The 25,416-nt window shown below is 35.6% G+C and carries 16 protein-coding genes; 14 read left to right on the forward strand and 2 right to left on the reverse strand.

The window, feature by feature from the left end:
* The first annotated feature begins 440 nt into the window (after window positions 1–440).
* From ACU1LP_RS14050 to ACU1LP_RS14075, 6 genes are all read left to right on the forward strand, one after another.
* A complete protein-coding gene (locus ACU1LP_RS14050) occupies window positions 441–1,499 on the forward strand; it encodes a T9SS type A sorting domain-containing protein (RefSeq protein WP_445736584.1) in 1,059 nt (352 codons plus the stop codon).
* Window positions 1,500–1,616: 117 nt separating this feature from the next.
* On the forward strand, window positions 1,617–2,561 hold the full coding sequence (locus ACU1LP_RS14055; protein WP_445736585.1) for a sugar phosphate isomerase/epimerase family protein: 945 nt from the start codon (window positions 1,617–1,619) through the stop codon (window positions 2,559–2,561).
* 221 nt (window positions 2,562–2,782) lie between these two features.
* Complete coding sequence (locus tag ACU1LP_RS14060; RefSeq protein WP_445736586.1) at window positions 2,783–5,089, forward strand: chondroitinase-B domain-containing protein; 2,307 nt, start codon at window positions 2,783–2,785, stop codon at window positions 5,087–5,089.
* 123 nt (window positions 5,090–5,212) lie between these two features.
* A complete protein-coding gene (locus ACU1LP_RS14065) occupies window positions 5,213–7,474 on the forward strand; it encodes a heparinase II/III family protein (protein ID WP_445736587.1) in 2,262 nt (753 codons plus the stop codon).
* A 338-nt stretch (window positions 7,475–7,812) separates the two neighbouring features.
* Window positions 7,813–8,013: a hypothetical protein gene (locus tag ACU1LP_RS14070; RefSeq protein ID WP_445735054.1), complete on the forward strand. Its 201-nt coding sequence runs from the start codon at window positions 7,813–7,815 to the stop codon at window positions 8,011–8,013.
* A gap of 1,434 nt (window positions 8,014–9,447) precedes the next feature.
* On the forward strand, window positions 9,448–9,603 hold the full coding sequence (locus ACU1LP_RS14075) for a hypothetical protein (RefSeq protein ID WP_445731347.1): 156 nt from the start codon (window positions 9,448–9,450) through the stop codon (window positions 9,601–9,603).
* Window positions 9,604–9,667: 64 nt separating this feature from the next.
* Here ACU1LP_RS14075 and ACU1LP_RS14080 read toward each other — a convergent pair whose 3' ends face one another.
* Window positions 9,668–10,378, reverse strand: coding sequence for a ribonuclease activity regulator RraA (locus tag ACU1LP_RS14080; RefSeq protein WP_445734446.1), 711 nt, complete (start codon window positions 10,376–10,378; stop codon window positions 9,668–9,670).
* Window positions 10,379–10,388: 10 nt separating this feature from the next.
* Window positions 10,389–12,803, reverse strand: a complete 2,415-nt coding sequence (locus tag ACU1LP_RS14085; protein WP_445734445.1) for a polysaccharide lyase 6 family protein — start codon at window positions 12,801–12,803, stop codon at window positions 10,389–10,391.
* A 255-nt stretch (window positions 12,804–13,058) separates the two neighbouring features.
* Between ACU1LP_RS14085 and ACU1LP_RS14090 the strand changes: the two genes are divergently transcribed.
* The 8 genes from ACU1LP_RS14090 (at window position 13,059) to ACU1LP_RS14125 (ending at window position 25,269) form a co-directional block, all read left to right on the forward strand.
* The gene (locus tag ACU1LP_RS14090) at window positions 13,059–15,359 is read left to right on the forward strand and encodes an alginate lyase family protein (RefSeq protein WP_445736588.1); all 2,301 of its coding nucleotides are present in this window, start codon (window positions 13,059–13,061) and stop codon (window positions 15,357–15,359) included.
* Window positions 15,360–15,445: 86 nt separating this feature from the next.
* Window positions 15,446–15,823, forward strand: a complete 378-nt coding sequence (locus ACU1LP_RS14095; RefSeq protein ID WP_445731364.1) for a cupin domain-containing protein — start codon at window positions 15,446–15,448, stop codon at window positions 15,821–15,823.
* 255 nt (window positions 15,824–16,078) lie between these two features.
* Complete coding sequence (locus tag ACU1LP_RS14100) at window positions 16,079–19,264, forward strand: SusC/RagA family TonB-linked outer membrane protein (protein ID WP_445736589.1); 3,186 nt, start codon at window positions 16,079–16,081, stop codon at window positions 19,262–19,264.
* A gap of 79 nt (window positions 19,265–19,343) precedes the next feature.
* A complete protein-coding gene (locus ACU1LP_RS14105) occupies window positions 19,344–20,972 on the forward strand; it encodes a RagB/SusD family nutrient uptake outer membrane protein (RefSeq protein WP_445734294.1) in 1,629 nt (542 codons plus the stop codon).
* Window positions 20,973–21,001: 29 nt separating this feature from the next.
* Window positions 21,002–21,982 carry a polysaccharide lyase family 7 protein gene (locus tag ACU1LP_RS14110; protein ID WP_445734293.1) on the forward strand — a complete coding sequence of 327 codons (981 nt, stop codon included), beginning with the start codon at window positions 21,002–21,004 and terminating at the stop codon, window positions 21,980–21,982.
* Window positions 21,983–22,077: 95 nt separating this feature from the next.
* Entirely contained in the window at window positions 22,078–22,779 is a 702-nt protein-coding gene (locus ACU1LP_RS14115) for a FadR/GntR family transcriptional regulator (RefSeq protein ID WP_445734292.1), read from the forward strand.
* 410 nt (window positions 22,780–23,189) lie between these two features.
* Window positions 23,190–24,473 carry an MFS transporter gene (locus tag ACU1LP_RS14120; protein ID WP_445734291.1) on the forward strand — a complete coding sequence of 428 codons (1,284 nt, stop codon included), beginning with the start codon at window positions 23,190–23,192 and terminating at the stop codon, window positions 24,471–24,473.
* Between the two features lie 31 nt (window positions 24,474–24,504).
* Window positions 24,505–25,269 carry an SDR family NAD(P)-dependent oxidoreductase gene (locus ACU1LP_RS14125; RefSeq protein ID WP_445731356.1) on the forward strand — a complete coding sequence of 255 codons (765 nt, stop codon included), beginning with the start codon at window positions 24,505–24,507 and terminating at the stop codon, window positions 25,267–25,269.
* The last annotated feature ends 147 nt before the right edge of the window (window positions 25,270–25,416 follow it).

Genomic DNA, 25,416 nt, shown 5'->3' on the forward strand with positions numbered 1-25,416 from the left:
AAAGGAAGTATTATATGAATTTTAACGAAATAAACGTTATTTTTTTTCAATGGCATTAACTAATAGATACCCCTTAGATGTATGTATCCTATCTATTTACCCTATTTTAACTGGTTATTTGGTTTATTTTAAACTATCATGGTAACGATATCCTTATGTATTAAAATATTTTAATTGTGATTTTTCAAAAATATAATAACCAAACTCCTTGTGTAGATAGCTTTAAATCATAAATTAACATAATTTTTTGTTGAAAATAGTTGGTCAATCCAAAATTTTGTGTATTTTTGGTAAACCAATTTGGTAAACCAATTTGAACGATTATTGTTATTTTGTAAATAAACAAAAATCACACAATTGATATACCAAATTTGGATTTTTGGATATTACTGTATTACTAATTTTACTAAAACAATTTAAAACTTTTAAAACTTTACATTATGAAAAAAACATTACTTTTTATTTTCGCATTAATTTTGACTATAGGTCAGTCTTTTGCACAAGCTACTTTGCCATTATATGAGGATTTTAATTATACTGTAGGAAATCCATTAATTGGTCAAACTTATCCAGGTCCTGGTGGAGGCAATTGGATTAACGGTGGAACAAGTGCTATAGATGAAGTGATTGTACTATCTACATTTACTGCTCCTAGTGGTTTACCAACTCCTACAGGAAATGCGGTATATATAATTGGAGGTCTATCAGACCCTCAAATTAAATTCACCTCCCAAGTGAGTGGTACTACAGTTTATTATTCTTGTCTTGTACAGATAGATGAATATAGTCCTTCTGCTACTGCACCAAACACAACAGATGGTAAGCAGATATTGAGTTTGACAAATTCGACTAATAATTATGCTGGTTCAGTTTGTGTTAGAGCAAGTGGAGCAGGGTATAATTTAGGAATAAATTTAGCCGATGTTAGTGGTGAAACAAATTGGTCGCCTACAGTATTTCCATTTGGATCAGAGCATTTAGTTGTAATGAAGTATATCATGCCTACAGACAATACACAAGATAATACAGGAACATTTTGGATTGACCCTCCTGTTACTAACACAGAGCCATCTTCAGTTACTGCTCCAGCAGAAATGATCAATTCTATACCCTCTATTAGAAAAAGGTCAGATCTTAATAGTTTCTTTATTAGACAGGATTCTAATAACAATACACCAGGTGTTACTATTGATGAATTAAGAATTGCAACTACTTGGTGGCAAGTATTAGGTCAAGCTGATCCAAGTTTAGGATTATCTAAAAACCAAATCGAAGGTTTGAAAGTATATCCAAACCCAGCAAAAGATTATATCGCTATTGAATCCAATAAAGTGAGAATTTCTTCGGTAGCAATGTACAATGTACTTGGTGCCAAAGTTATTTCTGAAAAAGCATTAGTGAATAATCGTTTAAACATAGCAAGCTTAGCTAAAGGTATTTATGTATTAAAAATAAATGCTGAAAGTGGTAGTGCTACCAAAAAAATAGTAATTGAATAGTTTGTTTATAATAGTTATATAATAGTAAATACGCAATAAGCCTTTAACTTTTTAAAGGCTTATTGTATTTTAATCTTAAATTAGAGAGTCCATTTTTGATATTAAATTAACTTAAACATGACAAGCAGACGATCATTTATTACCAAAACAGCCTGTGCAGCGGGTTTGTTGCCTTTTTCAACATTCCCTTTTCAAAATTTTATAATGGAACAACCAAACGATTTGCTCGATGTTAATATATTCTCAAAACACCTTCAGTTTCTGGATTATAAAACCACTAGCGAAATGGTAGCCGAAATGGGTTTTTCAGGTGTGGATCTAACCGTTCGACCCAACGGACACGTACTTCCGGAATCGGTAAAAACCGATCTTCCTAAAGCAGTAAAAGCCTTCACAGCAAATGGTGTGAACTGCAAAATGATTACCACAAGTATCGAGAGCGTAAACAATCCTTTGGATGTCGCTGTTTTAGAAACCGCTTCTTCAGAAAATATTGGTTATTACAGAACCAATTGGTTTAAATATAAAGAAGATACATCCATGCAAGATGCTTTATTGTTTTATCAAGAAGAAATAAAAAAATTGGGCGAACTTAATAAAAAATTAAACCTTATTGGTTGTTACCAAAACCATGCCGGTGTTAGTGTTGGTGCATCGTATTGGGAAATACATAAAATACTGGAAACCGTTAATCCTGACTATTTTGGCACCCAGTATGACATTCGGCATGCCACGGCGGAAGGTGGTTATTCTTGGGAAAATGGCTTAAAACTTCTGTATCCTACTATTAAGGTTATCGTGCTAAAGGATTTTAAATGGGGACAAATCCATGGGAAATGGGAAGCCATCAATGTGCCCATTGGCGAAGGTATGGTAGATTTTAACAAATATTTTAAGTTATTAAAACAATACAAAATAAAGCCACCAGTATCCCTTCACTTAGAATACGATTTAGGCGGTGCAGAAAAAGGAAACACAGAAATTTCTGTTGATAAAAAAGTGGTGTTTGATGCCATGAAAAGCGACTTGAAGAAAGTGCAGAAACTTTGGAAAGAATCTTAAAACAGTCTTTCCTTACTTTAGTAATAAATACTTTAGTACATGACAAAAAATTATATTAACATTTATTAAACTCTATTAAGCCTACTGAAATCAAGACCTGTTAGGTTTTAAAAACCTGACAGGTCTGAAACGCCAAATATTATAGAGCTATTGACAATCAGTCATTTAAAATGTATGTTTCAATTTTTGTCATGTACTTATAATAAATACAATAAAAAAAAATGAAAAGAACCGTATTAATTTCAAGTTTGCTCATCCTATTCATAACATGCCAATTAGCAGCGCAAACTAACAGCGTTAAAGTCAACAATATAAATGAGTTAAACGACGCTATAAAAAACTGTAAGGCTGGCGATAATATCGTTATGGCAAATGGTGTTTGGAACAACGTTGAAATCAAGTTTTACGGCAAAGGCACCAAAGAAAACCCCATTACATTAACTGCCGAAGAAAAAGGAAAAGTAACCATTGAAGGCGTTTCTAATTTAAAATTAGGGGGCAGTTATTTGGTTGTTAGCGATTTGTATTTTAAAAATGGGCATACCCCATCAAAAAACGTGATTCAATTTAAAATTGATGACGAAACGGTTGCAAACCATAGTAAAGTAACCCAATGCGTTATGGAAGAATTTACGCAACCAGACCGCGATGTTAGCGACCACTGGGTAGAATTTTGGGGAAGACATAATGAGTTGAGCAACAATTACATGACCGGAAAATCAAACTTCGGGCCAACTATTATGATTCGCTTGGAAGGGAATGAAAACATTTATAATTACCATAAAATAATAAACAATCATTTTGGACCGCGCCCACGAAAAGGTGGCCCACATGGGGAAACCATTCAATTGGGAGATAGTGGCACGTCCATGACGCCATCGCACACCTTGGTTGCCAACAACTTTTTTGAACGTTGCAATGGCGAAATTGAAATCATTTCCAGTAAATCTAATTTTAACGAATTTAGAAATAATTTGTTTTTTGAAAGCGAAGGGTCTTTGGTACTGCGCCATGGCAACTACGCCAAAATAGATGGCAATGTGTTTATTGGCAGCGATGCGTCTAAATTTATTGGCGGCATCCGTGTTATCAATACCGGGCATTGGATAACCAACAATTATTTTTACAAGATAAAGGGCGAAGCATTCAGAAGTGCATTGGCTGTTATGAACGGCATACCAAAAGCACCACAAAACCGTTACAACCAAGTTACTGACGTGGTGGTGGCATACAATTCGTTTATAGATTGTAAATCGCCGTGGCAGTTTAGTGTAGGCTCCAATGTAAGCCAAAGTGATGTATTGCCCGCCACCGAAATCCGTTCGGCACGACCAGAACGTGTTGTGGTTGCCAATAATTTAATTTACAATGAGGTTGCAGACACCAATCCTATCGTAAATTATGATAAAGTGGACGGTGTTACTTTTAAAAACAACCTCATCAATAACGAAAATAAAAGTGATGTAAAGCCGGAAGGATTGATCACAGAAAACGTTTCGGTTACTAAAAAGACAGATAATTTATTCGTTCTAAATAAAAACATACATGATGTTTATGCGGGCTTTGATTTTGAAACCATTACCAAAGACCTATTCGGAAATGAGAGAACTTCAAACAATAATAGTGTCGGCGCCATTGTAAACCCTGTTAAAGAAAATGCTGTTTTAATTGACAAAACAAAATACGGCACCAATTGGTTTTCATCTGAAAAAGAAAAAACAAACCCTAAAACATTCAACGTTTCAACTTCGGAAGCATTAGTTAACGCTTTGAAAGATGCCAAATCAGGCGACATTATTTCACTTAAAAAAGGCAAATACACTGTAAATTCCAACTTAAAAATAGATAAAGACCTTTCAATTGTTTCAAAAGACAAAAACAATAAACCGGAGTTGGTTTTTACTTCAGAAAAAACAGCTTTTGAAATCCATCCTAAAGGCAACTTAAGGCTTAAAAATATTGTTCTAACCGGAAACAAATCCCAAAACACCTTTACTACTTTAGATAAGAATATGAGTAAAGCGTATAATTTATTCATTGACCAAGTAGAGATTAAAAATTTTAAATCTGTTTTAGAAGCGTCGAAAGGATCGTTTGCTGATACTGTTTTGGTAGCTAATTCAACCATTAAAAATTGCGAACGTGGTTTCATGCTCAATAAAGAAACCAATGATGGTGGGGATTATAATGCGGAATTTGTAACCATCACCAACACAACTTTTGATAACATTCAAGAAGTTGTTTTAGATTACTACCGTGGTGGCTACGACGAATCTACCATTGGCGGAAACTTAACACTTAAAAACAACACGATTACCAATTCCGGAAAAGCAGAAAAAGACCAAATTTTAATAAAAAACAGAGGTATTGTAAATGTGGCGTTCGCTAATAATACTTTTAAAAATAATCCTGTAAAAATCATCGCCATTTTATGGGGCGAAAAAGGGCAGGAACCTAGAGAAAATACTATTGTGAATTCCGGTAAAATTGAAGTGGTCCAAAACTTGGAATTGAAATTAATGTATTGATATTTTTGAATTACGATTGATTCGCATTTATAGCGATTGGCTAATAAGCATGTTTACAGAGTTGTTTTATGAATAGCACCTCAAAAAAAGAATGAGTTCACTTGAAATTAACACATAATTTAAATGACCCACTTATTTCAACATATAACTAAAAGTTTTCTGGTTGTTCTTTGTTTTGTTGGGTTTCTAAAAACGTATGCTCAAACTATTCCTTCAAACCAAATCATTGAAATTAATAAACTTGCTAGTTTTTTAAAGTCGGATGTACAGGAATCGTTAGGGGAAACTCCATCTATTTCAAATGCACAATTAGCCAACTATTTTCGTGAAAAATTCTCTGAACGTTATTTTTATGATTGGAGAAATTTTGATGCACGTTTTAAATCATATAATACCATTTATCCGGAAGCTGAAAGCGGCCATACCGAAAGAGCATTGGAGCATCTTTCAAAATTTACAGATTCTACTAATTGGAAGCTGCCTTTTAATTACCAAAATGGTGATCCTGTTAACGCCTATGCGTTGCGCCATTTGGCACGCCAACATAAAATGGTGGATATTGCTTTCTATTACAACTATCAGAATAAAAAACCTGAATATTTAAACTATTTCAAAAACCAATTAAAATCTTTAAATGCCGCTTTATTGGCTGATGATTATGAAACCATTGAAGATGGCAACGGTGTTTACGAAGCTTTTAGGTCGGGGTATCGCATCTTGAATTGGTTGCAAATTCATAATATGTTTTTGGGTGAAAACGGTTATTCTGATGAAGATCAGCTTTTAACTATTGCCACTTTATTACAACATGCCTCCAGTTTATATGAAACCAATGCGGAATTTGTACCTGGAAACCATCAGACCAGAGGGATGTCAGCTCTAGCAATGCTTTCCATTTTGTTTCAAGATTTTAAAGATTCGGACAAGTGGTATGAATTGGCCATGAATCAACTGGGAGCCCATTTAGATAAAGAAATTAATGACGATGGTTTTCAGTTTGAGCGTACCGTGCATTACCATATAAGCGATATCGACAATTATTACTACGTGTATCAATTAGCTAAAAACAGCCATTTAAAAGTGGATGATTTCTGGGAAAGCAAGTTGAAATCGTTATTTACCACCTTAACAAAAATTGCGTATCCAGATAAATCAGCACCAGTTTTTTCAGACGATACCGATACGCCTTGGGGCGAAAAAAATGATATTTCGGGAGCTTTAACATTAGGATATTTATTATTCGAAAATTCTGAAATGGGTTATTTCGCTAACAGCTATGTAGATACAAACATGTTTTGGTATGTAAGCGATTCGCAATTAAACATGCTCAATAATATTGAATCGACGACACCCGTTTTTAAATCGGTCACATTTCCAACAACAGGTTATTACATCATGCGAGAAGGCTGGAAACCGAAAGATAAGATGATGATTATTTCCAACGGGTTGGACAAAGAAAAACCAGACCACCAACATGGCGATATGTTAGGTGTGCAGGCTATGGCAAATGGGCAGGTTATTTTGCCAAACTATCAAGTACGTTATTCATTAAAAGATTTAGAATTCTTTAAAAATTCCATGGTTAAAAATGTGGCTTTGGTTGACAATGAGCTTCAAGGAAAAGAATACACTTCCAACCAAGGTGGTAGTGGTTTTGGCAAGTTTAAGGTATTGCCACAACCCAAAACCATGGCGTGGAACAGCACTGAAAATTTAGACGTTTACATTGGCAGCCATAACGGTTTTGAAAATATTGGCGTAAATTACAACCGGCAAGTTATTTATTTAAAAGACGATTTTTGGATTGTAAAGGATAATTTTAAATCGGACAAACCACATACCTACAAACAAATTTGGCAAGGTCATTATACATTAGAAGAAGCTCCAAATTTATTACGCTCTACTTTTAATGATGGTTCAGGAAGTGATATTTACCAATTGGTTGCTATTGATTCAGTTTCAACTTCTGGAACACGAGGAAAAGAATGGGCCGTAGCTTCAAAAAACAATAAAAGCAATTTCAACTTTATAACCGTTATTTTTCCTTTTGGGAAATATGATGATAGAATAGATGAAGAAAAAAACAACCCAGATTTAAAAGGTTGGCAAGTAAACCATTCGAAATGGAAAATCAATGGTACTCAACCAACTTCATTAACCAAAGAAAATCATTCTGTTTTCTTTTCAGTCAAAACATTAGAATTAAACAAACTTAAAATGACGTTTTCAGAAGAAGTTGATGTATTTGTAAAGCTTGAAAACAATAAGCTAACAATTCAATCTTTAAATACAAAAACCATACAGTTAGCTGTTAACGGTGTGAAGGAAAACGAAAAAGCAACTTTAGCCCCTGGAAAGGAGCTTAACTTCACGTTGAAACCATAACCATGTTGCTTTTTCCATCATCTATGTCCCTTTAGGGCCAAAATATGGGTAGGCAATTTATATCGAGGAGTGAATTCGTGCCTTTAGGTACGACATAGGGCAGCATTGAAAGAAGGATATTTGCAATCTGATTTCATGTATGGCATTGTTTTAAAATCCGCTTTTCCATCCTGTACCTAAAGGCACAGAAAACCAGCGTATTAATATGCCACTACCCATATTTTGTCCCTAACGGGACAGAGCAAATGCTTTTATGGACTTAATGATCTTTGTGGTTCCGAGAGCCATCGGGACGTGTAATGTTTTGTGTACCTTTGTGTTACAGCTATTGCACTGAGATGCACAAAGAAAAAAACACTTTAACAGACCGTAAAAATTATCATACGTTTTTAACGCCATACTTTAACACTACTAAAGGGTCCATACAATTGGAATCGGCAAATGAATATACTGTTGGGTTTGACAAATCCATTTTCTTTAAAGAATTCACCAAAAAAGAGCTTAAACAATACGAAAAAACCCCAGCGGAATTTGAATAGAAGGGCTTATTCGCAATGCAAGGCAAACGTTTTTAGGAACTTAATAATCTTTGTGGTCCCGAGCTATCGGAAGAGCCTCCCCACAATAGCGTATGTAGTTGATATTCGGTTATTTTATGTCAAATTCAGGTTGTTCAGTGAAGGAAAACGAAAAAGCAACATTAGCACCTGGAAAGGAGCTTGTTTTTACATTGAAACCATAACCATGTTGCTTTTTCCATCATCTATGTCCCTTTAGGGACAAAATATGGGTAGCGAGAATTATATCGAGGCGTGGATCCGTGCCTTTAGGTACGACATAGGGCAGCATCGAAAGAAGGATATTTGCAATCTGATTTCATGTATGGCATTGTTTTATAATCCGCTTTCCCATCCTGTACCTAAAGGCACAGAAAACCAGCGTATTGATATGCCACTACCGATATTTTGTCCCTAACGGGACAGAGCAAACGCTTTTATGGACTTAATGGTCTTTGTAGTTCAGAGATCCATCGGAAGAGCCTCCTCACAATAGCGTATGTAGTTGATATTCGGTTATTTTATGTAAAATTCAGGTTGTTCAGTGAAAGAAAACGAAAAAGCAACTTTAGCACCTGGAGAGGAACTTAACTTCATGTTGAAACCATAACCATGTTGCTTTTTCCATCATCTATGTCCCTTTAGGGACAAAATATGGGTAGCGAGAATTATATCGAGGCGTGGATCCGTGCCTTTAGGTACGACATAGGGCAGCATCGAAAGAAGGATATTTGCAATCTGATTTCATGTATGGCATTGTTTTATAATCCGCTTTTCCGTCCTGTACCTAAAGGCACAGAAAACCAGCGTATTGATATGCCTACCCAAATGAAGTCCCTAACGGGACTGAGCAAACGCTTGTATGGACTTAATGATCTTTGTGGTTCTGAGAGCCATCGGAAGAGCCTCCCCACAATAGCGTATGTAGTTGATATTCGGTTATTTTATGTCAAATTCAGGTTGTTCAGTGAAGGAAAACGAAAAAGCAACATTAGCACCTGGAAAGGAGCTTGTTTTTAAATTGAAACCATAACCATGTTGCTTTTTCCATCATCTATGATGTCCCTTTAGGGACAAAATATGGGTAGCGACAATTATATCGAGGCGTGGATCCGTGCCTTTAGGTACGACATAGGACAGCATTGAAAGAAGGATATTTGCAATCTGATTTCATGTATGGCATTGTTTTATAATCCGCTTTCCCATCCTGTACCTAAAGGCACAGAAAACCAGCGTATTGATATGCCACTACCCAAATGAAGTCCCTAACGGGACAGGGCAAACGCTTTTATGGACTTAATGATCTTTGTGGTTCTGAGAGCCATCGGGACGTGTAATGTTTTGTATGCCTTTGTGTTGCAGCTATTGCACTGAGATGCACAAAAAAACACTTTAACAGACAGAAAAAATTATCATATGTTTTTAACGCCATACTTTAACACTCCTAAAGGCTCGATACAATTGGAATCGGCAAATGAATATACTGTTACATTCGACAAATCCATTTTCTTTAAAGAATTCACCAAAAAAGAGCTTAAAAAATACGAAAAAACCCCAGCGGAATTTGAATAGAAGGGCTTATTCATAATGGGAAATTTAGCCTCATTTGAATATTTTAATTGTCAAGTTACTTTTCTCAATTATTTTTCCAAGCTTCAAAGTCTTTCAACGTTTGTTCATGAGTTGGAGGGTACAAACCAATTATAGATTTTCCGTTATTAACCTGCTCTAAAACGAAATCTTCAAACAGGGTCATTTTTTCACATTCAACGGCTACATCGTTGGCAATTTCAGAAGGTATTACCATAACACCATCTTTATCTCCAACAATAATGTCTCCAGGAAATACGGCAACATCGCCACAACCTATGGGAACGTTGATGTCTAGAGCTTGGTGCAAGGTTAGATTGGTTGGTGCTGAAGGTTTTTGATGATACGAATGAAACGGCAATTGAGCAATTTCTTCAGAATCCCTAAACCCGCCATCTGTAACAATGCCCGCAGCACCACGCTTCATGAGTCTTGTCACTAAAATAGAGCCTGCTGATGCTGCTCTTGCATCTTTTCGACTATCAATAACTAAAACAGAACCTTCAGGGCAGGTTTCTATAGCGACTCTTTGCGGATGTTTTGGGTCTTGAAAAACACTAATAGGGTTTAAATCTTCTCTGGCCGGAATATATCGAAGTGTAAAAGCTTCACCAACCATACTTTTATTTTGATTGCTTAAAGGACATACATTTTGTATGAACTGATTTCTTAAACCTTTTTTATACAGGCAAGTAGCAATAGTAGCAGTACTGATTTTTTGAAGCTTAATTCTGTTTTCATTACTCAATTTCTTCATATCCTCAAGGTTATCTAGTTTCTAATAGACCTATTCTTTCAATATTATTATTTTTTTTCAATAAATCAGATTTCTCGCTGGGTGTAAACGTGTCTTTATCTTCCCATTTAGGATTTTTATATAAAATATTCAAATCTTTAGCTCCACCTGAAAGCTTTAATGTTCCGGAATCATAAATCAAACAGTTTTTAATTACATTGCTAAAGCCCGATAAACTTACGGGATATTTTAAATTATAACTATTTTCAAATACCGAATTGGTAATAACAACAGTATTGATATTCTTTGTTTTGATGATGCCACCTTTTTCGTAGTTTGAGACTTTACTGAAAACACAATGATCTACCAATAGCTGTTCTGGATTATTGGAAGATAAAGGGTCGATAGTTTTAACATAGTTTACCGCAAATTCTTCAATATTTTTAAACACTGAATTATACAGAATAATCACTTCAGCATTATAACTTCCCAAACCTGTTTTTTCATAAGATAGATTTAAACCTCTATATGAGTTTTCAATAGTTGTATTTTTAATACTTATCGTATCGGCCTTAGTGCCCACGTAGGCTTTAAAAACACTACCACCGCCATCTTTGTTTGTAAAATTTTTAATCTTGCAATGGTTTACAAATAAATTGTATTTACTGCCCATTTGTTCTTCTGGAGACACAAACGCATATTTTACAGGAGTGCTGTTTTCGCCATCTAGTGTAACGTTTTCAATGGTAAATTTCACACCTTCGTTTATTCTGAAAAAATAATTTAAGGGGCTTTCCATGGTCTCTGGGGATTTGATTATGGTTTTACCATCTTTACTCCCTTGAATGGTTATGTTTTTAGTTAATTTACTGGTTTTGACCTCGTAATAAATACCGCTTTTCAGCTTTAAAATACTTTCTGGTGCAGCGTTTTTAATGGCTTTGCCAATATTATTCGTACCAGGTTCTACATCTATAATGGCACTGGACACTGCCATTTTTGGAGCCTTTATATCTGGTTTCCAAGAAGGGCCCGTTATCATGGTCATAGCCTCCGGATAGTATTTGTTATCTAAATTAAATGCCCCTGCCACATAAATATTTCTTTTGGCATTTGTAATGTCAAATTCTGGACTCTCCTTTATTTTCCTAACATCTTGTAAAATACTATTTGAAGCTGTTGGCATAGGAAACACGTTTAACAAAACCCAATCTATGGTAGCTTTTGTAAAATAATTGGCGTCAACCTCAGCTTCAGAATCCACCATGTTTCCCTCAAAGCGAATGCCTTTAATATCATCTGCCACTTTTAATATGTCTTTTCCTGTGGTATTGGATATTAAATTATTTGCAAACAATACATTCATTGGTGGCAAGGTTCTTTCTTCATCCTTTCCTGCGCCAAATTCCATAGCATCACAATTAATCAATGTGTTGTTGACTATGGTCACATTTTTCACTTGATTATAACGGTTTAAAGGCGAGTTTGGAACACCGTTCATAATAACGATGGGACCTCTAAACCCATTACCAGCGAGACTTACCAAAAAATTATTTCTGATGATATGTCCTTCATTAATCACCCTAATGCCACCTGTTTTAGGTTTATTGTTTCCTAAAAAAACATTATTTTCTACTAACGCATTGTTTCCATGTCTGAGCGTAAGCGTTCCTTCGCTTTCCAAAAAAAGATTATTTCTATAAATGTTATCCCCAGATTTGTTTGAAATAATTTCAATTTCACCATTGCAATGTTCAAAAGTGTTATTTTCAACCAAGCTTTTAGAAGATTTCATGGAGTTTGTACTGGTGCCAATCCGTATGGTTTCGCCACCGTTCACACCCAAATCTGGTCGTTCCCCAAAATAATTATGGTCAATTTGATGGTGGTTCTCTTCATGTTCTTCTCCTTTAAGCCAAACTACCAAAGTGGTGCCATGGTTTAATTTGCCCGTAAAATTGTTGTGGTCTACGCGGTTGTTCTTGCCCCAAAGATCAACCCAATGGGTCGTTGTGCTTAAATCGGTAGGATTGCAATAAGAAATGGTACAATTGGTTACCCTGCAATTGCTTGCAAATTCTTGGTCATTTTTTTTAAATGAAATAACGGATTTTAAATCAGTGCCTCCATCTTTAAACCAAAATCCTTCTACAATAATATAAGAACCGGAAAGACTTATACCAGAATTGCCCGTAAATATAACGCTGCCATTGGTTTCTGCTTTAATGGTAATAGGGGCTTCTTTAGTACCTTTAACATTAACGAATAAGTCCGCATGGTCCCAAACGCCATTTTTAAGTACAATTGAATCGCCAGGAACCGCTTTTTTAACAGCAGCATTAAATTCCTGAACATTCTTGACATACACTTTTTTTGGTTGTGCCATGTTTGTAAATGGTTGGGTGCTGGTGTTTAATTGAAAACCAACAAATATAAGTGCTATCATATAAAATTTGTAAAACATAGAGGTTCTTTTTAAATGGATTAGGCTATTTGAAAAATTAATACTATATTTGGTAAACCAATTTGGTAAACCAGTTATCGATTCATACAAATCTATGGAATTATTTGCAATATCTAGCCTAAGTGGACAATTGCTATACCAAATTTGAATTTTTGCATATAAGGGATTCTATTAATTTTACCGAGCAAGAAAAAGCCACCAATGGTTCGGACCTCGGACTAATTTCTAAAAACAAACATGCTTTTGAAAAATAAAATACAACCGATATTACTTGCTTTAATATTCCTTGTGGTTTCTTGTAACGCACAAACAAAAGCATTTTCCAAAACAAAAAAATCAAACAAACTAGAGCACCCAAGTTTAATACTCACTAAATCTGGTGTCGAAAAGATAAGAGCACAATTAGGCAACGTGCCACTTTTTGATGAAACCTTAGCAAAAGTAAAAGCCGAGGTAGATGCAGAAATATTAAATGGCATAGAAGTTCCTATACCAAAAGATTTTTCAGGTGGCTATACACACGAACGCCACAAAAAAAACTTTCTGATTTTACAAAAAGCAGGTGTTTTATATCAGATTTTGGATGACGAAAAATACGCAAAATATGTTAAGGATATGCTTTTGGAGTATGCCAAAATATACCCTACCCTTCCTTTGCACCCGCAAATACGCTCGTATGCAAGAGGGAAGTTGTTTTGGCAAAGTCTAAACGATTCCAATTGGTTGGTATACGTAAGTCAGGCCTACGATTGCGTTTATAATTATTTAAGCGAAAAAGAACGCAAATATTTAGAAAAAGACCTTTTTAGACCGTTTGCAAAATTTATTTCGGTTGATAACCCAAAGTTTTTTAATCGCGTTCACAACCACGCTACCTGGGGCAATGCTGCAGTTGGCATGATTGCATTGGTTATGGATGATGACAAGTTATTGGAAACCGCTTTGCACGGATTGAAAAAAGATAATATAGACCCTAATGAGAAAGATAATGATGGTGCGTTTATAAAAAAGAAAGGTCAAAAAGTGGGGTTTCTAGCCAATTTGGAAGAACCCTTTTCACCCGATGGCTATTACACCGAAGGCCCTTATTACCAACGCTATGCCATGTACCCGTTTTTGGTTTTTGCTGAAGCTTTACAAAACGTAAAACCAGCACTTAAAATTTTTGAATATAAAGATGGTGTGTTACTAAAATCTATTAACACCTTATTGAATTTAACCGATGCAGAAGGCAATTTCTTCCCATTGAATGATGGTCAAAAAGGCATGTCGTATTACTCTCGGGAACTGGTATCAGCGGTAGATATTGGCTATTATTTTGGAGGTAATAATACCGATTTATTATCCATTGCCAAAGATCAAGGTGAAGTATTGTTGGACGACACAGGCTTATCGGTAGCCATAGGGGTTCGAGATGGTTTAGCAACCCCATTTATCAAAAAATCAATCAACTTATCCGACGGAAAAAACGGCGATGAAGGTGGTGTTGCCATTTTAAGAGCAGATGGTTCCAAGAACGAACTTACGTTGGTTATGAAATATTCTGCGCAAGGATTAAGTCATGGACACTATGATAAATTATCGTTCTCTTATTATGAAGGTGGCAACGAAGTGATCCAAGATTACGGCATGGCCCGTTATGTAAACATTCAACAAAAAGGTGGCGGTAATTATCTAAAGGAAAACACCACTTGGGCAAAACAAACCATTGCCCATAATACCATAATCCAAAACGAAACGTCACATTTTGGCGGCGATTTTGAAACGGGTAGTTTAAACCATTCCGAAAAATATCTGTTTGATGTTTTCAATGTAAATCTTCAAGTCATCAGTGCCACTGAAACAAACGCTTACCCTGGCACAAAATTACAGAGAACGATGGTGCTTATTAAAGACGACACCTTTGAAAATCCGTATCTTTTAGACATCATTAAAATAAATTCAGAAACTGAAAATCAATACGATTTACCTTATTATTATTTAGGACAAATCATGTCTGCCAATTTTAAATATAGTGTGCCAGAGGTTTTAAAACCATTAGGAACTAAAAACGGTTATCAGCATTTATGGAACGAAGGCGAAGGTAAATCGGAAAGCGGAAATGCTAAAATCTCATGGTTTAACAAGGAACGTTTTTATACACTTACTTCGGCAGTTTCAAATGAAGATGAATTGATTTTTACCAGAATTGGTGCGAACGATCCCGATTTTAACCTTAGAAACGACCCAGGTTTTATCATCCGTAAAAAGAACAGCAAAGATACTTATTTTGTATCTTTATTAGAATCTCATGGGCATTACGACCCGGTTAGTGAAATAGCAACCAATGCGTTCAGCAACATCAAAAACCTAAAAATAGCATATAGTGATGATGCCTATTTTGCTATAAGTATTGAAACTATTAATAATGAAAACAGTCTATTTTTGTTTTCATTAAAAGACAATTCAAAAAACAGTAAACATCAAATAAAAATAGAGAATAAAACCTATGAATGGATAGGGGCTTATCAATTAACAGAAATAAATAAAAAATTATGAACCTTCCATAACGAGAACTTGATGCTCAAGGGAATGATTATATGGAAGCAACATATGACCTTAAAAAAAACAATAAATATAAACATATGAAACGATTTAGTGAAAAGTACATCATCACAAAAGAAATGGCATGGGAAGAGCTGGGTGGAGGAGTATCAAGAAAGTTTTTAGGTTATGATAATCAAATCATGATGGTAAAAGTAAAATTTGAGAAAGGAGCATTAGGTGCCCCACATCAACATTTTCATACGCAAGCTACCTATTGTGTTTCAGGTAAATTTGAATTTGAAATTAATGGAGAAAAGAAAATTGTAGAAGCAGGAGATGGCGTGTATATTGAACCAAATTTATTGCATAGCGCAGTTTGTTTGGAAGAAGGGATGCTAATTGACACTTTTAGTCCTGTAAGAGAAGATTTCTTAAGTGGTGGCGCGGTATCTTATTTTGGAGATAAAAAGGCATAAGAAAAAATCTGCTAACCCAATTAGAGAAGATTTTATGCAGTAACAGACTGCTTATCAATCCAAATTTTGTTAAATATTTTATTTTGACAAAGATTTTTCACTAAAATAAATGTTTTTAACAAAATATTATATATATTTGGTCAACCAAACTGGTTAACCAGTTTGGTTGTTAAAAAAGTACGGGCTAACACCCCTTGTTTTAGCAGCACAACAAAAAACTAAATCTAGAAAAAATCAAACTTTAAAAAATTAATTATGAATTTAAAAAACAAGCTGGCTCTTATTGCACTATTGCTTTTCAATATTGCAGTATTCGCACAAAACAAAACGGTAACTGGCCAAGTGGTGTCTGCAACCGATAACATACCAATTCCTGGTGTCAATGTTATTGTTTTAAACACAACAAGAGGTACTACAACCGATTTTGACGGAGGTTTTAAAATTGACGTTAAAAACGGAGAGGTACTGCAATTCTCTTATATTGGATTTGTTACCCAAACTCAAGCAATCAAAGACCAAAAAACCATTAATATTTCTCTACAAGAAGATATAGCTAAATTAGATGAAGTGGTGGTTGTAGGTTATGGTACCCAAAAAAGATCTAGCGTTACTGGATCGGTAGCTAAATTGAAGAGTGAAAATATTGAAAACGCTCCGGTTTCACGATTAGATCAAGCAATTCAAGGAAAAATTGCGGGTGTAAGGGTACAAAACATCTCATCGGAAGCAGGTTCCGACACTCAAATAAACATTAGAGGTGTAAGTTCTGTTAATGCTGGTTCAGGCCCATTAATTGTTGTAGATGGGCAACCCGTGCCCGATGGTATGGGCGCCATTAACAATGCCGATGTAGAGTCTGTTGAGGTATTAAAAGATGCAGCTTCTGCCGCCATTTATGGTTCTAGGGGTGCAGGAGGCGTTATATTGATTACCACAAAAAAGGGTAAGGAGGGTAAAACGAGATTTAGTTTCAATTCTATGATGGGTGTTAAAGAAGCCTATGAAACTTATGACATTATGAGTTCTTTAGCTTATGTTGAGCGATTATATGCTGAATCTGCTTTAAGAATTGCCGATCCGCTATGGACAGGAAGTAAAACGCAGGCAGGTACCATCCCTTCTTTGGACAAATGGCGTTCTCAATATGCTATTGAAAAAGAGTTGTTAGGAGGTATTGGCACTGATTATCAAGATGAAGTGTTGAGAACTGCTTTTTATCAAGATTTGCAGTTTAACGTTTCTGGTGGCAGCAAAAAAAATAAATATTATGCTTCATTAGGATATCAAGATGATCAAGGTTTAATGTTGAACAGTAGTTACCAAAAATTAAATTTCAGGTTTAAATTTGATTCAGAATTAACCGATAAAATAAAATTAAACATTAATTTAAACCCTTCTAATACCCAAACTGAAAGACCTGGCACCAATTATATTGACTTTACAAGGTTTCCTAGTTTTTTACCGGTATATCATACCCAAGCTACCGCAGACTTTATAAATGCGGCAAATCCTAATGCAAACATAGTAGTGGGCAGTTATGCAGAAGATGACGATTTTGCCAACTTAGCTTATACCAGTGTAGATCCAGACGGCGTCCCTTTTACCACGGGTACATCACAAAGAGCATTTACAACTTCAAATACAAATCCTATGCGCGCTTTGCTTGAGCAATACGATAATAACAATCAATTCCGTTTTCAAGGAAGCGTTAGTTTGAATTTTGAAATTGCAAAAGGTTTGGATTTCAAAACAACCCAAAATCTCTATTTTAGAAATTCTGAAAGAGAAGAAACAGGGCAATCAGACGCAACTAGAGTTGGAAATCCAAATTATGCCACTTATACGAGTACAAATTATTTCGATTTCTTAACAGAAAACACTTTTAATTACAACAAAAGTATTGGTGATCATGATTTTACGGCCTTAGCCGGTTTTACATACGAAAAAACAAATACAAAATCATTACAGACACGTGGCACTACATTTCCTACCGACGATATTAAAAACCTAAATTTTGCCACGGTTATTTTAGCACCGGTTCAATCTGATATTACCGTTGGTTTGATGTCGTTTTTAGGGCGGGTAAATTATGCGTATAAGAGCAAATATTTGCTTACTGCAAGTTACCGTACCGATGGAAGTACCTTGTTTGATGTAGGAAACAAATGGGGCGGTTTCCCTGCAGTTTCTATAGGGTGGGTAGTGTCAAAAGAAAACTTTTTTTCTGAAATAGAATCCATTAACAGATTGGCTTTTAGGGCTAGTTATGGTGCCACAGGCAATAATGCCATTCCACCATTTTTATACCAAGAAACCTTAAATCCTTCAAATTATGTTACCGGGCCAGGTACCGGTAGCATTACTACAGGATTAGCAAATCTTTCAAATGTATATAGTAATCCATTAATTACTTGGGAAAGAACGTTTCAAACAAATTTAGGATTTGATTTGGCCATGTTTCGTAATAAAATAAATCTAAATATAGATGTGTTTGAATCAAGAACCGAAAAATTATTACTTGAAAATTCAGCGTTGTTAATAACAGGGTCCAGTTCAGTAATTACGAATGCCGGTAGTTTGAAAAATAGAGGATTCGAAGTAGAGTTATCTACGGTGAATGCGAGAACGGAAGCCTTCACTTGGAGTACTGATTTTAATATTTCGCGTTTTAAAAACAAAATCACGGATTTAGGAGATAAGGACCGTTTAATTTCCCCAACAATCGACAATAGAAATGGTTTAAACAACTACGCTATTGTTGGCGAAACATTAATTAGTTTTTTTGGCTATAAAACAGACGGCGTTTGGAACAGTAACGCCGATATTGCCGCTTCGGGCTTAACAACAACGTTAACCAATGGTATTGTAGAAGGCGGTATAAAAATTGTTGATGTTGATGGAAATGGTATAATAAATACCGATGATAGGGTTATTTTAGGAGATCCATATCCAGATTTTACTTGGGGTATTACCAATAAGCTAAATTATAAAAATATTGATTTGAATTTCACATTCCAAGGGGTTCTGGGAGGCGAGTTAATAAACGGAGATATTAATTATAACGAAGCCAAAGAACGGAATTTAAATTATATGAGAAACCGATGGGTAAGCCCAAGTAATCCAGGAGATGGCAAAACACCTTATGTTACCAATGGATTCAATTGGCTTTTTACTGATAACGCCGTAGAAGATGCCACTTATTTCTCCTTAAGAGAGGCTTCTTTGGGATATAGTTTGGGCAAAGATGCTTTGGAAAGCATTAAATTGACCAATTTAAGATTCTCATTGACGGGTCAGAATTTGCTGTTCGTAACTAAAGATTACAGAGGTATAAATATTGAAGCTAGAACATCGCAAACAAGTCCATTGATAGATGGTTACCAAAGAGGTGGGTTTCCCATACAAAAAACAATCCTGTTTGGTATAGAAGTTGGTTTCTAATAAAAAAATAACCCATAAAAATAAACGCATTTTAAACATAAGTTTTAATGAGGTTTTTAAACTTTTAAAAAATATAAATATGAAAAATTGTATAAAAAAAATGAAACTATTGTTTTTATTCTCTTTTCTATGGTTGGTAGGATGTTCTGATACCTTAGATGTAGAAAATAAAAACGAAATTAGTCTGGATGGTTTTTATGAAACGGCAGCCAATTTTGATATTGGACTAACAGGTAGCTATAGTACCTTAAGAGCGCCCATTGCCTATGAGTGGATGTTGTCTGAAATACGTTCAGACAACACGTTTATGAATAACTATGGCACGTCCAATGCCCAAAACTTACAAGTTTTAAGTAATGATGTATTTGAGGCGCCCTCATTTGATTTGTTTATAGAACAATATTGGGCAACAACGTACCAAAGTATCCGAAGCTTAAATCGGTTGAGTGATGGTTTGCTAACTTCCTACAACCCAGTAGCTGGAACCATTGATTATAGTACGCCTTCTATTCCTCTTCCTTTGCCAGATGCCCAAAGAAAAAGAATATCCGGTGAGGTTTCATTTATGAGAGCGTACCACTATTTTAATTTAGTACGGTTATATGGTGGGGTGTTTTTAATAGATAAAATAATCACTGCAGATGAGGCTTTACTAATTCCTAGATCGAGTGTTGAGGATATTTATAAATTTATCATTGCCGATTTAAATAATGCAACTGCAAATTGTAAAACTACCAAGTTTTCTACGGCATCAGGATCTGCAGGAGCAGCAGGAATAGGAGGAACGGCAACAAAATGGGCGGCAGAAGCATTATTGGCCAAAGTGTATCTTACTTTAGGGCAAAAATCGGAGGCACTACCTTTGCTTACAGATGTCATTGCCAATAGTGGGCATGCGCTTGTAACAGCAGGTACAAACCCGTATGCGGATGTTTTTTCTGCGGCAAATGAGATGAATTCTGAAATGGTTTTTGCTATTCGTTTCAAATCGGGCGCCTTAGGCTATGGAAGCTCGTTATCTAACTTGTTTTCAAGTCAGGTAGATCTTAAATTAACCAGTCAAGGTTTGGTATATCCTACCGGTACAAGAGGTGGGTTTAATAATCCAACCCCGGAATTGTACGACTCTTATGCCCCTACTGATAAAAGAAGGGATTTTACTATAAAAGTTTTCAAACCATCAGGAACAGCTGCAACACCTAGCAAATGGACGTATTGGTCAGGGAAACACAATATACAAGTTTCTGTTCAAAATGATTCTGAATTAGACTGGCCAGTATTGCGATTCAGCGATGTTTTGCTTATGTACTGTGAGGCTGATGGCACTAATAACACCACAACTTTAGGCTATTTGAATCAAGTACACACTAGGGCAGGTTTAACTGCTTTGACCAGTACTGATGTTAATACTCCCGATTTGTATGAGAAAGCTGTTGCCGATGAAAGAAGGTGGGAATTTGCTATAGAGAATCAACGCTGGTTTGACTTGTTGCGTTTTAATAAAACCATGACAACCATTACCGCTAAAGGGGTTATGGATAATCACTTTTTGCTTATGGATCCTTTTTATGTGCAGTTTGCGGCTCCTTATACAACAGCGCAATTACAAGCCAAAACAGCAGACCCAAAATTTGATTTATTACCGATTCCAAATGTTGAGATTGTAACGAATACAGTACAAGTAATCCCAAATAATCCAGGTTATTAATTCAAGGTTTTTTATTCAAAAAATATCAAATGAACACATTATCCGATTCAACAAGAGAAAAATCTAAAAAGGTGCGTACACTTAGAATAGTTGCCTGTCTTTTTAAAAAACAATTTCTGTTGTTTTTATTAATCACTTTTCTATCTGTTAACGCTACCTGTCAAGATAAGACAGGTAGTGTTACAGATTCTGGTTCTAAAACAGAAAAGCAGGATAAAAAGAAAAAGAACAAAAAATATAAATTACCAAACATCGATTTAAGCCATTGGAGTGTGACAACCCCAGAACTAAATGCAAAAGGAAGTGCTATGACCGTACAACCACCAGCCATTTTAAATTACGCAACGGACGAAAGGCTTATACCTTATATGTATAACGATTCCACTAATGGGGCTTTGGTGTTTTATGCGTTTCCAAGCAATGCCACCACAGCAAACACCAAGTACACACGAAGTGAATTAAGAGAGCAAATGGTACCTGGCGACAATAAAGTAAACTGGCCCTTTAAACAAGGTGCATACATGAAAGGGAAACTGGCCATGGGCGAGGTCTCAAAAGATGGAAAAGGCAAGTACCATAAAGTGATCATCATGCAAATTCACGGCGTGTTAACAGATGAACAACGCGATTTAATTGGGCAAAAGGACAACAACGCACCACCGATATTGAAAATTTACTGGGATAATGGCAAAATACAGGTTAAAACAAAAGTGCTAAAAAACTTGAATGCCACCGGGGAAGAACTGCTGCATGAAGAAGCTTGGGGCGATGATAAAGGTTTTTATTTTGATCAAGAAGTGGGCTTCGGAAAATTTACATTGGAAGTAAAAGTGTCCGATGGAAAAATGGTGGTGGTGTTGAACAATAATGAATTTAAAGTATATGAAGACATCCACATGAGAAAATGGGGCGTTTTTGAAAACTATTTTAAGGCAGGCAATTATTTTCAATCCAGGGATGAAGGTTCTTTTGCCAGGGTAAAATACTATGAACTGGAAGTAAGCCATTAATAATAATAAAAACTAACTGTAATATTTAAACCTTTGATTGATATTTTTTATAATTTTATATCGGAAAGTTTGGTTAACCAATTTAAAGAAATTGTATGAATTTAGAGGTCTTATCAATAAGTGACAATCAAGAATTACAAAATGTTGTAATCGATAGAATACGGGAGTTAATAAATTATAAAAATTTAGAACCTAACGATAAGTTGCCTTCAGAACGCATGTTATCTGAAAAATTTAATGTGAGCCGTGGTGTGGTAAGAGGCGCTATCCAGAAATTGGAATTTTATGGATTGTTAAAATCGATTCCGCAAAGCGGGACTTTTGTTGCCAACGTCGGTGCCATTGCGATGAACGGTATTGTGGATGATATTTTACAATTGGAAGCACCCGATTTTAAGGCCCTGGTGGAAACACGTATTTTGTTGGAACTAAAAACAGTAAAATTAGCATCACTTAGAAGAACCGACGAAGATTTAAAATTAATGAAAAGTGCCCTGAATGCCTATGCCAAAAAAGTTTTAAATAATGAAAATGCGGTACAGGAAGATTTACTTTTTCATTTGGCGATTGCAAAAGCGAGCAAAAACAGCACCATGAATACGTTTATGATATCAATAACACCTGAAATTATTACCAATTTTGCAAAGTACCATGTTTGCGATGAAAACCAAGCTTTTTTAGGAATACAGGAGCATACCGATATTTATCAAGCCATAAAAGACCAAAACCCAACTTTGGCCAAGGAAAAAATGAAAGTTCATTTTAAAACGTTATATCAATATTGTTATAACAAATAACAAACTATTCAAAATATGAAGATGCACAGCTTCTTATTTTGATACAATATAATATTTAGGAGGGTAGCGTTGCTCAATCTGAATTGTTTTATAAAGCATTTCTTCAAAACCAGTACAGAAGTCTTGTTTTTCATTGCACCTATTGGTAATCAAATCAATTTAACAAAGTGATTGGAATGTATCTATTTGTATTACAACAAAGGCTTTATTGCATAAAATTTCCAAATGAACTCATCTTGACTTTTTGTGTTTAACCGAATCCCGATATATCAGGATGTTCAGATGAGGCTATTTTTAAAATACATAGCATCGCTACGCATAAGAAAATAGACGAAATATGGACGGGTTTTAGCCATTTTTTAGGAAATAGAAAAAGTCAAGATAAGTTCAACAACTAAAAACACATAATTATGAAAATGAAAGGATTGCGTTGGTTCATTATAGGGTTAATATTTCTGGCTACGGTAATTAATTATATTGACCGAAGTGCCCTTGCCATTATGTGGGGAAACGAAAACGTTGATGGCTCTATTTCCAAATCATTGGGTTTAACCAAAAACGATTATAGTTTAATATTGAATATATTTATGGTAGCCTATGCTTTAGGACAATTATTTTCTGGAAAATTATTCGATAAAGTGGGGACCCGAATTGGTTATGTAATCAGTATTGGTGTTTGGGGAATATCCTCATTTATGCACTCAACAGTAAGAGGTATATTTTCTTTAGCTTTTTTCAGAAGTACATTAGGATTATCGGAAGCCGGTAACTGGCCTGGGGGCGTTAAAAGTAATGCGGAATGGTTTCCTATTAAAGAACGTGCCATAGCACAAGGGCTATTTAATGCCGGAGCCTCCATTGGTTCGGTAATTGCACCACCTTTTATAGCCATGCTTTTTGTAGCATTTGGCTGGAGAATTACATTTATGGTAGTAGGTTCCTTTGGTATCTTATGGATCATCCCTTGGTTATTGATTAACAAAGCGGGGCCAAAAAAACACCCTTGGATTACAGAAGAAGAGCAAAAATATATTTTAGAAGGACAAAGCAAGGCAGACCAAAATGCCACCGAGCACACCAAAGGATTAAGCCTAAAAGAAATCCTTTCCCATAAAGAAGCTTGGGCCATAGTAGTGGGCCGTTTCTTTTTAGAACCCATTTGGTGGCTTTTTGTGGGCTGGATGCCCATATACCTGTTTGACGTTTACGGATTCAATGTTAAGGAAGTCGGTATGTTTGCTTGGGTACCTTATGTTGGTGCAGCCATTGGTAGTATTGCCGGAGGTTATGTTTCCGGTAAAATAATAGCCAAAACAAATTCCATTGATAAAGGTAGAAAAACTACCATACTAATAGGTGGTATCATTATGGTTATTGGGCTTATTGCAACAGTGCTATATGCCACAACACCAGAGCGTTTTGTATCCATCGTATTTGTGGTATTATTTGGGTTTCAGTTTGCCATTGGAAATGTACAAACCTTACCAAGCGATTTGTTCAGTGGAAAATCCGTAGGTTCATTGGCAGGCTTAGGCGGTATGGTTGGTGTGTTCTCGGTTATTATCATGAACTTTTTAGTTCCTATAATTGCAGAAGTATCGTACACGCCTATTTTTATAGCCATCGCCATTTTTGTGCCACTTGGTATAGGGGCCATTTATTATTTCGCAAAAAACATAGAGTCAGTAGAGTAAAATAAAAATTAATAAATCAAAATTTAAGAATATGAGTAATTTAAAAGAAAAAGTAGCCGTAATTACCGGAGCAACTGGTGGCATTGGTTTTGAAGTAGCAAAGAGATTGGGTAAAGACGGATACACTGTAGTGCTGAACGGTATAGAAGATGAAGCAGGAGCTAAAAGAGTTGAAGAGCTTACTGCACTGGGAATCACTGCTGAATATTACGGATTTGATGTTACGAAAGAGGAAGAAGTAACTGCAAACATCAACAAAATTGGCGAAAAGTACGGTAAAATTGACCTTCTGGTAAATAACGCTGGAGGTTTAGGAGGAAGATCTAGGTTTGAAGGAATGACTACGGAGTTTTACAGATTTGTAATGGCATTGAACCTGGACTCCACATTTTTTGCTTCAAGAGCTGCCATTCCATTCCTTAAAAAGGGCACCAATGCTTCCATTATCAACTATACATCCATTGCGGGGTGGAATGCTGGTGGCCCTGGCGCTGGTGTTTACGGCACCTCCAAAGCAGGCGTTCATGCCCTAACAAGAGCATTGGCAAAAGACCTTGCTGAATACGGCATTCGAGTGAACGCGGTATCTCCTGGTACTATTGACACACCTTTCCATAAAGAAATTAAATCGACTAAACCAGAAGTATTCGCTTCGTGGAAGGACAATATCTTATTGGGAAGATTAGGGCAGCCACAAGAAGTAGCTTCTGTTGTTTCATTCTTGGCGAGTGATGATGCCGCTTTTCTAACAGCTGAAACCATACAAATTACTGGTGGACAAGGTTTAGGAATATAACAAAGTTTTTTTTAATTTTTATCAACAGCCGTTTTGTGTATTTTACAAAACGGCTGTTATATTTTTATAATAGGTATAGGCACTTAAATCGCACTTCGAAAGTACTGATTCCATTGCGTTTTAATTGTAATTTATCATCTTTCTTAT

Source organism: Mariniflexile sp. (assembly GCF_052728615.1).

Coding starts and splice junctions, on each gene's coding strand:
- ACU1LP_RS14055 (WP_445736585.1), top strand. CDS start 1,617: ATGACAAGCAGACGATCATTTATTACCAAAACAGCCTGTGCAGCGGGT.
- ACU1LP_RS14105 (WP_445734294.1), top strand. CDS start 19,344: ATGAAAAATTGTATAAAAAAAATGAAACTATTGTTTTTATTCTCTTTT.
- ACU1LP_RS14115 (WP_445734292.1), top strand. CDS start 22,078: ATGAATTTAGAGGTCTTATCAATAAGTGACAATCAAGAATTACAAAAT.
- ACU1LP_RS14125 (WP_445731356.1), top strand. CDS start 24,505: ATGAGTAATTTAAAAGAAAAAGTAGCCGTAATTACCGGAGCAACTGGT.
- ACU1LP_RS14085 (WP_445734445.1), bottom strand. CDS start 12,803: ATGATAGCACTTATATTTGTTGGTTTTCAATTAAACACCAGCACCCAA.
- ACU1LP_RS14100 (WP_445736589.1), top strand. CDS start 16,079: ATGAATTTAAAAAACAAGCTGGCTCTTATTGCACTATTGCTTTTCAAT.
- ACU1LP_RS14070 (WP_445735054.1), top strand. CDS start 7,813: ATGCACAAAGAAAAAAACACTTTAACAGACCGTAAAAATTATCATACG.
- ACU1LP_RS14075 (WP_445731347.1), top strand. CDS start 9,448: ATGTTTTTAACGCCATACTTTAACACTCCTAAAGGCTCGATACAATTG.
- ACU1LP_RS14065 (WP_445736587.1), top strand. CDS start 5,213: ATGACCCACTTATTTCAACATATAACTAAAAGTTTTCTGGTTGTTCTT.
- ACU1LP_RS14110 (WP_445734293.1), top strand. CDS start 21,002: ATGAACACATTATCCGATTCAACAAGAGAAAAATCTAAAAAGGTGCGT.
- ACU1LP_RS14060 (WP_445736586.1), top strand. CDS start 2,783: ATGAAAAGAACCGTATTAATTTCAAGTTTGCTCATCCTATTCATAACA.
- ACU1LP_RS14095 (WP_445731364.1), top strand. CDS start 15,446: ATGAAACGATTTAGTGAAAAGTACATCATCACAAAAGAAATGGCATGG.
- ACU1LP_RS14120 (WP_445734291.1), top strand. CDS start 23,190: ATGAAAATGAAAGGATTGCGTTGGTTCATTATAGGGTTAATATTTCTG.
- ACU1LP_RS14090 (WP_445736588.1), top strand. CDS start 13,059: ATGCTTTTGAAAAATAAAATACAACCGATATTACTTGCTTTAATATTC.
- ACU1LP_RS14050 (WP_445736584.1), top strand. CDS start 441: ATGAAAAAAACATTACTTTTTATTTTCGCATTAATTTTGACTATAGGT.
- ACU1LP_RS14080 (WP_445734446.1), bottom strand. CDS start 10,378: ATGAAGAAATTGAGTAATGAAAACAGAATTAAGCTTCAAAAAATCAGT.